Raw genomic sequence first — 11,033 nt, forward strand, 5'->3', positions numbered from 1 at the left:
TATCGGATTAAAAACGGTCCCTTGATGGGCGTCCCACGGTGGAGGCATGGAATATCCCGCAAAAAGAAATGCTTGCAGGACAGGCGGTCTTATTCGTTGGCATCGCTATTCATCCGCCGCTAAAGAGATAGGCGATGGGTCTAACCGCATATCGTTGCTGCCTTGGCATGCTGGTTATTTTGCTGACGGGTTCGCTCGTCCGGCCGGGCTATGCCCAGACGGCAGATCAACCGGTCGCCGGTGCGCCGGATCAGCCGGAATTCGAAGCCCCGCTCGACCCGGACCAGCCGCTGACCGAATTTTCTGATTTTGGTGTCGAATGGCCCGATCTGGATCAGGTGACGGAACCGGTGGTCGATGATGGCGAAGAGGAGAGCGCTGCGGCCTTGGCCGGGGCAGACGAACCCGGCGATCAGGAGCTTCAGCCAGGCGAAGTCCAATTGGCAGAAGATCTGCCGCTCAATGACTATCGACCGACTGATGCGCTGGCGGAAACCGCCTATCGGATCAGCTTCGAAGGCTTGCCCGATCAGATCGGCGATGCATTCAACACCCGTTTCAACATATTGTCGGTTCTGGAACAATATCGCGGCGACGAAGCCAATTTCGCCCAGATAAGACGGCGCGCGCAAAGCGATGTGGAGCTGGTCGAACGGCTGCTCAGGATCGAAGGCTATTATGACGCTGTCGTGCAGTCTCGCTTCGAGGCTGATGGCGCAGAGCGGCTAACGGTGTTTATCGACGTGCAGGCGGGACCGTTATATGAGCTGGACGCGATCGCCTTGCCCGATCTGGAAACTGCGGTTGCGCCCGATCCACAAAGGTTCCGGGACAGCTTCGGCTTGCAATCGGGGGAGACCGTCAACAGCGACCGGATCATGGAGGCCATCGGCCGGCTCGATGGCGCGATGGTGGAAAATGGCTATGCTTTTGCAAAAACCGGCGAGCCGGAACTGGAAATCGATCATGCTGAACGGCTGGGCGATCTCGAAGTCCCGGTGACGCCCGGCGGACGCTTTAATTTCGGTTCGATCGTCATGGCGCAGACCGACCTGTTCGATGCCGATCATGTCCAGATGATCGCACGCTTCAATCCTGGCGACCTCTATCAGGCTTCGGATGTTGAAGATTTGCGCCGGGCGCTTATCGCGACCGGTCTGGTCTCGACCATCTCGGTCGATCCGGTGGTGGCGCAGGACCCGGACGCGGTTGATATCGCCGTCAACGTGACACCGGCACCGCTGCGCACCGTAGCTGGCGAGCTGGGCTATGGCACAGGCGAAGGTGCCCGGGCCGAAGTCAGCTGGGAACATCGCAATTTCTTCCCGCCGGAAGGCCTGGTCCGGGCGACGGCTGTCCTGGCGACGCAGGAACAGTCGGGCAGCATCGCCTATCGCCGCAACAATTACCACCGGCGCGACAATATCTTGAACGGGCGTGCGGCGTTGAGCGTTGTTGATCGTCCGGCGTTCAAGGCACAGACTTTCTCGGTCGCCGCCAATATCGAGCGGCAGAGCAATCTCATCTACCAGAAGCGCTGGAGCTGGTCGGCCGGCGTCGAACTGCTCGCGTCGCGAGAAGAGGATGTCACCGGGCCTGCTGGTGCGACCGGCCGCGATACCTATTTTATCGGTGCGCTGCCGGGGCTGGTCACTTTTGACGCCAGCGATAACCTGCTCGATCCGACCCGTGGTTTCCGGCTGACTGGCCGCATTTCCCCGGAAGCATCGCTCCAGAACGGCAGCTTCTTCTATGTGCGTGGCCAGCTCGATGGTGCCGCCTATTTCCCGGTCTCGGATAAAATCGTGCTGGCCGGACGCACCCGTCTGGGAACGATCACCGGCGCCGGCAACAACCGGATCGCCCCATCCCGCCGGCTCTATTCCGGTGGCGGCGGCTCGGTGCGCGGCTATGGCTATCAGAGTATCGGGCCGCGCGATGCCAATAATGACCCGGTGGGCGGCCGCTCGCTGGTTGAATTTTCGCTGGAAGCGCGCGTCCGGACAGGGTTTTTTGGCGGCAATTTCGGTCTCGTGCCCTTCATCGACGCGGGCAATGTCTACACCAGCAGCAGCCCGGATTTTTCCGGTCTGCGCTACGGTGCCGGTCTCGGGATCCGCTATTATAGCGATTTCGGACCTATCCGCATCGATGTCGGTACGCCGATCAACCCCCAGCCGGGTGACTCGCGCATCGCCGTCTATGTCTCGCTCGGACAGGCTTTCTAAATGACCGAAAGCGCCAAAAAACCCCGTTTCAAACTGATGACCTGGCGCTGGCCGATGCGCAGCCTGTTGGCATTGGCGGCGCTTGTCATCCTTGGGCTGGTCGGCACTGCGATCTGGCTGGATAGCGATTCCGGGCATCGCTTCATCATCCGTCAGGTCGAGGCGCTGGAACCGGCCAATGGCTTGCGCATCCGCGTCGCCGAGATTGATGGATCCATCTATGGCAAGGGACAAGTGCAGGGGCTTCAGCTGCACGATCCCAAGGGCCGGTTTTTTACCGCCGGAACAGTAGCGGTCGACTGGAACCCGCTGGCCTGGATTTTCAATGAACTCAATATTTCCCGGGCGGTGATCATCAAGGCGCGGCTCGACCGGTTGCCGGAATTGATCGACAGCGGCGAAGACCAGCCGCTGCTGCCGGGTTTTGACATATATGTCGGCGCGTTTCGCGCGGATAATCTGGCGCTGGGCAAGGCAATCGCCGGCACCGAGCAATTTGCCGACCTGTCCGGTTCTGCCGATATCAGGGCCGGTCGCGCGATGCTGCATCTCGATGCGGCAACCACGCGCAGTGGCGACAAATTGCTGCTCGCCCTGAATGCCGAACCGGATCGGAAAAAGCTGGATATCGATGCCGAAATAATCGCGCCTGCCGGTGGTATATTGGCCAGGGCTTTGGGCCTGGAACGTGATCTGGCCGTCACCCTGAAAGGCGATGGTAACTGGCAGAAATGGAATGGCGAGCTGAATGCGCTCAGCAATGGCGAGACATTGACGCAAATAAGCCTCGAAGCGCGGGAAGGGCTGTTTGCTTATGATGGCAAGCTGGCCGGCAATCTCATGCCCGACGGAATTGCGCAGAAACTGGCGTCGCCCGATCTGGCGATAAAGGGCACCGCAAGTCTCGCGGATCGGCTTGTGGCGCTGGATCTCGAAGCGCGCTCCGCTGCCCTGTCCTTCACCGCAAAGGGCGGCATCGATCTGGCCCGCAACAGTCTCGATGCGATGCGCCTTGAGACCAGGCTGATCGATCCATCCGCGCTGGCGGCCAATATGAAGGCGCAGGATTTCGAGTTGAAAGCCTTGCTGAACGGAAAATTTTCCGAACTGCGCTATCAATATCTGCTGACCGCGCCGCAACTGGCCTTTGGCAAGACCCTGCTGACCAATGTGCGCGGCGAGGGCGAGGGCCAGCGCGATGCCGGCGGCTGGGACATTCCGGTCGAGCTTTCCGTCGGAACGCTGATCGGCAATGGCGATTTGCTGAAGCAATTGCTCTCCGGCTTTACCGCAACCGCCTTGCTGCGCTTTGAAAATGACCGGCTGTTTGCCGAGCGCGCGAACGTCGCGACCAATGCGGCAAAAGGCACATTGGATTTTGACCTGCGGCCTTCGACCGGCGATTTTGCCGTCAACATCGCCGCCACGGCAGCCGGATTTGCCGTGCAGGGTGTCGGGGTCGCCGATATCATTGCCGATATTGATCTGGGACCGGCGCCTTCCGGGCTCGCGCTGGAGGGCCAGGTCAATGCCAGGCTGCGGCGCTTCGACATCGACTTCCTGCGCGAACTGGCCGGCGGTCTGCCGGAATTGCAAACCGGCCTCTCCCTTGGCCCGGACGGATTCTTGCGATTTGCCAATCTCGCGGTGAAAGCACCCGACCTCTCGTTCAAAGGGGCCGGCAACCAGACCGGTGCGACAACCTTCGCGTTTCGCGGATCGGGCAGCCAGAATAGCTATGGTCGCTTTGATCTCAAGCTCGACGGCCCGCTGGACCGGCCCAAAATCGCCTTGCTGCTCGACAGCCCGCTGCCAGCGGCCGGCCTGTCGGCGGTCAGTCTTCAGCTTGACCCGGTAAAGGCCGGATTTTCCTATGTCGCTGCCGGTGGGTCGACGCTGGGGCCGTTTACCAGTGACGGGATGATCCTGACCACGCCGGGTCAGGACACTGCGGTGCGGGTCGATCGTCTGGTGGTGTCCGATACGCTGGCGACCGGGACGATCACGCCGACCGCAGATGGTCTCGCCGGCACGCTCGCTGTCAGCGGCGGCGGCGTGAACGGCGATGTCCTGTTCCGCCCCGGCAATGGACGGCAGCTGATCCGTGCCAATCTCAAGGCCGAAAATGCCCGCTTTGATGGCAATCCACCGATATTCATCCGTACTGCCGTGCTCGATGCCGATATTGTCCTGATCGATGGCCGGTCCAATATTGACGCGACGCTGCGGGCGCAGGGGATCAGCCGCGGCAAGCTGATTATCGGCCGGGTTGCCGCCAATGCCAAGCTGACCGATGGCACCGGCTCTGCAACCTTCACCGTCGCGGGAACACGGGGCAGTACGTTCGAATTTCAGGCGAAAGCCGATATTACACCCGACCTTTACCGGATCACCGGGACCGGCCAGTTTGAAGGCCGGAACCTTCGTCTGGCGCGGCCGCTCGAACTCCGGCGGGTCAGCGATGGCTGGACCGCGTCTCCGACCACGGTCAGCTACGGAAGCGGCAGCGCCCGCATGTCCGGCCGCTGGGGCAGCGGAAATTCTCGGCTCGACCTGTCGATGACGAAAATGCCGCTGTCGCTGATCGATATCGCCTATCCCGACCTCGGGCTCGGCGGCACCGTCAACGGCACCGTCAAGCTCACCCAGTCGGGATCGCAGGTGCCGGTGGGTGAAGCAAAGCTGACGGTCAACGGACTGACCCGGTCTGGCTTGATATTGACCTCTGCGCCGGTTGATCTCGGTCTGAATATTGCCATTTCGCAGCGCAACGCAGCGGCACGCGGGATCATCAAATCGCCCGCGGGAAAAACGATCGGCCGCTTCCAGGGACGGGTAACCGGCCTTGGCGGCGGGCGCTGGCAGGATGAGCTGATGCGCAAGCCGCTGTTCGCGCAGGCCCGGTTCAGCGGCGGCGCGGAGAGCCTGTGGCGCCTGACCGGTGTCGAAACCTTTGACCTGACCGGACCGGTCGCGGCCAGCACCGATATCAGCGGCAGCCTCGCCAATCCGCAGATTGAGGGACAGGTCCGCACCAGCAACGCGCGGCTGGAAAGTCCTCTGACCGGCACGGTTATCTCCAATATCACGGCGGTCGGCCAGTTTGACGGCTCGCGTCTGGTGCTGCCGAATATCACCGGAGTCACGGTCGATGGAGGAACGCTGAGCGGCAGCGGCAGTTTCAACTTTGCCGTCGCCCCCGGTGAAGGCATCGGCATCATCATGGACATCAATGCCCAGCGGGCGGCGCTGATCGCCCGGGATGATTTCGCCGCCACCGTGACCGGACCGATCAAGATCCGCAGCTCCGCAGAAGGCGGTCTGATCTCGGGCGACGTGGTCCTCAACCGCAGCTTCTTCCGCTTCGGCAAGGCAAGCGCAACCGCCAGCCTGCCGGACATAAAAACCCGTGAGATCAATCGCCGGGCTGATGAACGGCCGGTGCAGATTCGCGGTCGGCCTTGGCAATTTGCGCTAACGGCGGATGTCCCCAATCGGTTGCGGGTCGAGGGGCTGGGTCTGGATAGCGAGTGGAATGCCAATCTCAAGATATCCGGGCCGGTCGACAATTTTGCGATGGTCGGCACCGCCAATCTGATCCGCGGCAATTATACCTTTTCCGGGCGGCGCTTCCGGCTGGAACGCGGCCGCATCCGCTTTGTCGGCAACCAGCCGGTCAATCCGATCCTGGATATCGAGGCGGAAGCCAATCTGACCGGCCTCAACGCCACGATCAAGGTCACCGGCACCGGCAATCAGCCGGAAATCGCCTTCACCAGCATCCCGGCGCTGCCGCAGGACGAACTCCTCTCGCGGATATTATTCGGCGCCTCCATTGCCAATCTGTCGGCGCCGGAAGCGGTCCAGCTGGCCGCTGCCGTGGCCTCGCTCAACAGTGGCGGCGGGCTTGATCCGATCAACCAGCTGCGCAAGGCGGTCGGGCTCGATCGTTTGCGCATCCTGCCGTCGGATATTGATACCGGTTCGGGAACCTCGATTGCCGCGGGCAAATATATCACCCGCCGCGCCTATGTCGAGCTGATCACCGACGGCAAGGGCTATAGCGCGACCAGCCTTGAATTCCAGATCACCCGCTGGCTGTCGATCCTGTCGACCATCTCGACCCTCGGCCGGCAGAGCGTCAATGTGCGGGTGAGCAAGGATTATTGAGCTGGCGTCGCCCCGGGCGCAGAGAGACTGATTTGCCGATAGGATAGCCGCCCGTCAGCCAACGCCTCAATAGGCGCCATTCCCACGCTTTTCGCAAATGACCGAAGGCCGCCTTTGCGCACGCCATGCCCGCTAGCTTTTCCTGTAAAAATTGACATTTATTTTCAAAAGCTTAGGGCTAGACCAAGTTCACCAACAGATCGGGCAAGCCAACATATACAGCCCCGCCGCTCATGTCGCAAAAAAGGACCGCCGAAATGAAGATCACAGAGCTGAAAACGAAAATCCCGCACTCGAGGCTTCCATATGAAAAGCCGGTGCTGGTTTGCTTAAGCTCCACCATATCGACAGAGGGAAAAACTCATTTCTCAACGGGGGAATTTAGTAGTTACGGCATGGTTTCTGGAGCAGTCAGCTAGCTGCCACTTGGCAGCATGGCAACTCGGGATAATATTCGCCCGGATCGCTATATAGAGGCGGAATTACCCTGAGGGTGCAGACCGATTGTCCAGCCACGGCTCGACATCTGATATCCGCTTCCCCGTTCAACCCAATTTAGCGCAAACACGGCAACCGGGTCAGGCATCCGCGCCGCCAACCACAAGCGACGGCTGCGATAATCGCTTTACATGTGTCGGTGGGCATGTTGATAAGCAAGCCGTGCTCCTGCAGCTCTTGGCGGAGTCTATTCTCCCATTTTCCTCAGGTTCTCTAAAAATGACCGCTTTGCTCGGGCCGGTCATTTGCAAGAACGAAAATGCGGGCGGGGGGACTATCATGCAATTGATTGCGAGCCATAGGCTTGAGCGTTCGAATTATTTGGCGAGTAGATTTCAACCAGGACCGGTCAGATTCAGCGTGAATCCGTTTTCGTTGCAGGACCGTTGTCACGACACCACCAAAATCGACCGACGCGTTTCCGGATAAACTGGCGCAGATCGCCGGCTGTCAGTTGCGTGAAAGCATGCCAGGCGACACCATCAATGTTTAGCGCAATCGTCTGTTGAAGGATCAACCATGCGCATTCCAACCAAAGTGACAAATATCAAGCCGCCAGTTTTGGCCCTGGCCCTGGGAATGGCGATCATTCCCGGCATGGCCCATGCGCAGGAGATTGATGCCGGCATCGAAAGCCCCGGCAACCAGGTTTTTCTGGTTCGGAACGACCGCGGCGTCATGCAATATGACACGACCACCACAAATCTCGGCTCCGGGCCCAATGACCTCAGTCAGACAAACCTGGGCCCTTATATGCAGCAGCTGACGGCATCATTTAACTATGGCGGCGTGAAATATCTTTTTCTGAGAACCGGGCAATATGTCGGGCTTGATGCCAATAACGAAAATGTTGTGCAGCAGCTCAGCTATATTGATAACAACAATTGGCCGGGATTGGCGCCCTATCGCAACAAGATCGACGCAGCGCTCCGGTTCAAGGGAAATTCGATATTATTCTTCCTGAATGACGGACAATATATTGAATATGATATGGCGCTAAAAAATATCGCGTTCGGTCCGATCGCGATGAATGCATTCACCTTGCCCAGTCTGCAAAATGTTGCCGGAGATATCACCGGTGCGGCGCGATGGGACAATAATCGCGCGGTGATATTCCTGAAGGGTCAGAAGCATATGTGGTTCAATTTCCGCGGTGTGAATGCCAGCGGATCGCCGACTCCCAATGCGGGAAGCCAATTTGCCCAGCCTCGGTCCAATGCCGGTGCCTTTCAAAGACCCGGCGGCGGACAATATCAGGCACCGCCCGTGCAACAATATCAACCACGCCAGCCGCAATGGCAACCGCCCCGGGTGCAACAACCCCAAGGGCGCCTGCCGCAGTGGCAACAACCACCGGTCCAGCAGCCCCAGTGGCGGCAACCGCAAGGGCAAGTGCCGCAGTGGCAACAGCCGCCGGTCCGGCAACCCCAGTGGCGACAACCACCGGTGCAACAGCCACAAGCGCCGATCAACACGGTCCGAACCATTAGCCGCCTGACCAATACACTGAATTACAATGCCGATACCCTGACATTGGCGATAAGCCCTGACAACCGGCGGATTGCAACCGGTGGTTGGGACAACAAGCTGTCGATATGGGACGCGTCGGGTCAGAATCTGGTGCAGGGGGTGACGATTTCGCTGCAGGGCAGGGGTGACATATTGCTGGACACGGACTTTAGTCCCAATGGTCAGCGCATTGTCTCGGGTAGCCGCCACAGCGGTAATCTGCAGCAAGCGACGGTCAATGTCTGGGACGTAGCGACCGGCGCCCAGGCCTTGGTTCTGCAAAGTCCGCCGTCTGCGCTTTGCGATTCGGTGGCTTATGATCAGCAAGGATTGCGGATCGCGGCAGCTTGTTTCAACCAAACGACCTCGGCCAGTACATTACAGGTCTGGGACGCTAATAGCGGCGCCCAATTGTTATATATCAACGGGGTGAGCAGTTCTGTAGCTTTTAGTCCGGATGGTAGGTTCGTAGCGGGCGTAAATGGCGCGACACAGGAAATAACAATATATAATATCCTCAATGGCCAACGGGTTCAGACCATTCAGGGCAATATTGTCGGCGGTATCAACGATGTCGTTTTCACCCCGGACAGTGCCTATATCGTCACCGGCAATGGGGAAGGGACGGTCAGCGTCTGGAACCTCTCCACAACGCAGCAAGTCTCCAAATTCACCGGTCACAACAGCGCCGTCAACGCTATCGCGATCAACAAGGATATCTCCCGCATTGTCAGCGCGCATGATGATGGTGCGATAATTTTGTGGGATGGTAGCACCGGCAGTGCGCTGTCGTCTTTTCAGGCAACAAAACCGCTCCGCTCGGTCCGGTTCAATTCGGATGGAACCGCTGTTCTGGCGGGTGGAGACGAAAATATCATGCGAATTTTTACAGACTGAGCCTTTTCCGAAAAATCAAAAACACGGCTCTTCGATCGAATGTCTCTCTTAAAGGAATAAAATATGCGCAATCTATCTCGTCTCTATGCAGCAACGCTGACCACTCTGGCACTGGCTGCAAGCCCGGTCATGGCACAACAGGCACAACCAGACCAAACAAACGACCAGGCCGCACTGAACCAGTTTATCGCCGCAGTCGAGACCATCAGGTCAAACCTGCCGTCCGCTCCGGACGATGTGGCTAAAGCTGGCTCCGAATGCTATGCTGCTATCAATGCGCTGGTTCAGGCTTTGCCGGCAACCATTAGTTCAAGCATTCGTTGTGACGCCGGCGACACCGGCGGGATTGTTATCATTGGCGGTGCCGCCTTGCGCTAATGTTATCCCCCGACGACCAACGACAAAAAGCCCGGAGCAATTGCTTGCCCCGGGCTTTCTAATGTCCATCTGACCGCAACGATCAGCTGCTATATTATCTTTGCGATCGGCCGGGCCTGGCGTGTTTGCGCAGCGGAACGCCTGTTCGGCTGTCACCGTGGCGGATGACTAGCTTATCAATCCGACCGCTATGATGATCACCACGCTATAGGCCAGCACACCGGCCAGGATACGGGGCAGGGTCAGGCTCTCGCCGAACGTTGCCTTGGCGAGATTTTTCATCTGCCCCATCAGCTCCGGCCAGGTATAGGAGACAAAGTCGCCCTGGGTCATGATGGAGACCAGTTTATTGTCGCTGTCCACGATTGGCAAACGGCGGAACCGTTCGTTGGACATGATCCGCAGCCAATCGATCAGTTCATCATTTTCGTTGGCGGTACGGACGCTGCCGGTCATGATTTCGCCGACTGTGGTTTTGGCCGGATCACGATTTTCCGCCACCAGTCGCTTCATGATGTCGCGTTCGGTGAGCAATCCCAAAATATGCTGATCATCGTCAACTGCGACGATCGAGCCATAATTTTTCCCCGCCATGCGCTTGACCGCGTCAATCACCATGTCACCGGGATTGCAGGTCAGGGGGATGGGTTTGGTCGCATATTCGGCGCGTTCACTAATTTTCATTCTAACAGATCCTCATATATATAAGAGTAACGCCGATGAGCGGACGCATCGCGTGACAACGTCAGTTGCCCGCGCCGCGCAAAAAAGCCGAGAGGAGCATTTGTGAATGCCTCCTGTTTGCGCTTCATCAACCAGGCCATGTATGTGGTGCTAATTTCCATCTGTGACAGATAGCGGGGATCGGGCGAGACGCTATATGTCCGTTCGGGCAGAACGGCTCAGAAAGCCGGGGTCTCTCGTTTGCCCGGAGGGTTGGGCAAAAGAAAGCCCGGAGCAAAGGCTTGCCGCAGGCTTTCTAATGTCCATCTGACCGGAACGACCAGCTGCCGGCTGTCGATCCTGTCGAGCATCTCGACTCTCGGCCGACACAGCGTAAACATGCGGGAAAGCCGATTATTGATGGTATGGCCACTATGGGCGCAAAAAAGGGGGCAGTGCGGGAACAGAAGCAGTCCTTCGGCTACCGCCCCAGTTGCGGTCGTTCGGACTGGGCCGTTATCATGTCTGATTTTGGCGCAAAATCGGATATTAGACATTAAGAGCGCCGCACTCGATACTTGGCACCCCGATCATTCTGCACAATCGGGGTGCAGATCATTTTATTTCTTTTTCATATCAAAACCGGTGAGGGACAGAAACTTCCACTGACCTCCACTGCGCACCAGCGTT

The 11,033-nt window shown here is 58.6% G+C and carries 5 protein-coding genes; 4 read left to right on the forward strand and 1 reads right to left on the reverse strand.

Annotation, left to right across the window (positions count from 1 at the left end):
- Positions 1 to 134 precede the first annotated feature (134 nt).
- The 4 genes from V7665_RS06890 (at position 135) to V7665_RS06905 (ending at position 9,680) form a co-directional block, all read left to right on the forward strand.
- On the forward strand, positions 135 to 2,228 hold the full coding sequence (locus V7665_RS06890) for an autotransporter assembly complex protein TamA (RefSeq protein ID WP_335663797.1): 2,094 nt from the start codon (positions 135 to 137) through the stop codon (positions 2,226 to 2,228).
- Positions 2,229 to 6,398: a translocation/assembly module TamB domain-containing protein gene (locus V7665_RS06895; RefSeq protein ID WP_335663798.1), complete on the forward strand. Its 4,170-nt coding sequence runs from the start codon at positions 2,229 to 2,231 to the stop codon at positions 6,396 to 6,398.
- Positions 6,399 to 7,415: 1,017 nt separating this feature from the next.
- Positions 7,416 to 9,302: a WD40 repeat domain-containing protein gene (locus tag V7665_RS06900; protein WP_335663799.1), complete on the forward strand. Its 1,887-nt coding sequence runs from the start codon at positions 7,416 to 7,418 to the stop codon at positions 9,300 to 9,302.
- A gap of 63 nt (positions 9,303 to 9,365) precedes the next feature.
- Positions 9,366 to 9,680, forward strand: coding sequence for a hypothetical protein (locus V7665_RS06905; RefSeq protein WP_335663800.1), 315 nt, complete (start codon positions 9,366 to 9,368; stop codon positions 9,678 to 9,680).
- Positions 9,681 to 9,848: 168 nt separating this feature from the next.
- On the opposite strand, the gene V7665_RS06910 is transcribed toward V7665_RS06905, so the two are convergent.
- Positions 9,849 to 10,364 carry a CBS domain-containing protein gene (locus V7665_RS06910; RefSeq protein WP_335663801.1) on the reverse strand — a complete coding sequence of 172 codons (516 nt, stop codon included), beginning with the start codon at positions 10,362 to 10,364 and terminating at the stop codon, positions 9,849 to 9,851.
- Positions 10,365 to 11,033 lie beyond the last annotated feature (669 nt).

Source organism: Parasphingorhabdus sp. (assembly GCF_036964675.1).
Taxonomy (GTDB): Bacteria; Pseudomonadota; Alphaproteobacteria; order Sphingomonadales; family Sphingomonadaceae; genus Parasphingorhabdus.

Bases quoted from the DNA above. Each gene is read 5' to 3' on its own strand.
- V7665_RS06890 (WP_335663797.1), top strand. From the start codon at position 135: ATGGGTCTAACCGCATATCGTTGCTGCCTTGGCATGCTGGTTATTTTG.
- V7665_RS06895 (WP_335663798.1), top strand. From the start codon at position 2,229: ATGACCGAAAGCGCCAAAAAACCCCGTTTCAAACTGATGACCTGGCGC.
- V7665_RS06900 (WP_335663799.1), top strand. From the start codon at position 7,416: ATGCGCATTCCAACCAAAGTGACAAATATCAAGCCGCCAGTTTTGGCC.
- V7665_RS06905 (WP_335663800.1), top strand. From the start codon at position 9,366: ATGCGCAATCTATCTCGTCTCTATGCAGCAACGCTGACCACTCTGGCA.
- V7665_RS06910 (WP_335663801.1), bottom strand. From the start codon at position 10,364: ATGAAAATTAGTGAACGCGCCGAATATGCGACCAAACCCATCCCCCTG.